At 37.3% G+C, this 1278-nt stretch carries 1 protein-coding gene; it reads left to right on the forward strand.

Going from position 1 to position 1278, the window contains the following annotated elements; all coding sequences use genetic code 11:
* Nucleotides 1–112: 112 nt before the first annotated feature.
* Nucleotides 113–697: a hypothetical protein gene (locus Q4575_RS19655; RefSeq protein ID WP_303523936.1), complete on the forward strand. Its 585-nt coding sequence runs from the start codon at nucleotides 113–115 to the stop codon at nucleotides 695–697.
* Nucleotides 698–1278 lie beyond the last annotated feature (581 nt).

The following is a 1278-nucleotide window of genomic DNA, read 5'->3' on the forward strand; positions in this document are numbered from 1 at the left end:
GTCATTCAAAAGGACAAAAAACAGTTTGCTTTTGCTCCTTCGTCGCTTATTTTAGCAAACTATTTTTAGCCTCTTAACGAGGCGTTATAAGCAATCGCATAGGTTTCCGTAAATGGATAATGAAGAGTTAGAAAGACGAGCCAAAATTACAAATGAAACGTGTGGCGGAATCCAACCAATGCACAAAGTTTTTTACTCTTTATCTATAAAGTATTCTGCAGATCGCTGTTTAAATGCTTTTAGAGTTTATGATTATCTATTGAGTAAGAATGCAGATGCTGAAGAGTTAATAAGCTCTGTTCAGGAAGCAATTGGACATGCAGCAGCATTGTCCCGCTATTTCTGGCCTACATCTATGGGCAAAAAGAAGATTGCGAAAGAGCAAATGGATATGAGGCAAAGTCGTGGTGAATTACTGAGAAACCAATATGGAGTAACAGACGACTCACCAATTTCTGATAGGGATATCCGAAATGCTTGGGAGCATTTCGATGAAAAATTAGATATTTATGTATTGTCTCATGATGCGGGGTATTTTTTTCCATCGCCTATTTTAGGTGATCATAGTTTAGCTGATGAGGCTATCGGTAAAATTTTTAAATTAATAGATCCAACTAATGAATGTTTGGTCTTATTAGGTAACAAATATTTTTTTAGGCCTATTCGTGATGAAGTTGAAAGAATTTTTAATGAGTAGTGGTAAACTGCTTATAACAAGGCATTTAAACGGAACAAAAACAGTGGGTTACGTTTCGCTTCGCTACACATTTTAACCCACTATTTTTGTCCGCTTAATGCGGCGTTAGCAAGTCAAAGGAAGGGTTAGGGTTTTTATTTAAACAAGGAATGTGTTCTGCTCAAATCAAAGCAATATTTCATCACTTCCTAGTTTGCACCAAATCCCGATAACGTTTCGTAAAGTATTTAAGTAGTGTGGTAGTTTGGCTACTCACATTTTATGTTTTGAAAAATTGAGGTTTTTCTGAGAAAGTTGAACCATGAATTATTAATTAAAAATTGTCTCACAATGGAATTCTGTTTTGGCTTGGATTAGTCGGTAACTTACAGTGGCAGCAGTAAATTGCACACTCTGAAGGTTGCCAGCTAACAAGTCACTAAAGAAAGACAAAACAGAGTTGTACCAGTTCTTGCAAACGACGCAACAACCGGCCCAACAAACAGTTTTGCTTCTTAGTGAGGCGTTGGACCTGCCTCGCAAGCTCGGGGAAGATACTTCACCCTCAAAGTAATACTGGATAAACCCTCAGTTGTGTTCTA

This window comes from Psychrosphaera sp. 1_MG-2023 (genome assembly GCF_030548245.1).
GTDB classification, from domain to species: Bacteria; Pseudomonadota; Gammaproteobacteria; order Enterobacterales; family Alteromonadaceae; genus Psychrosphaera; species Psychrosphaera algicola.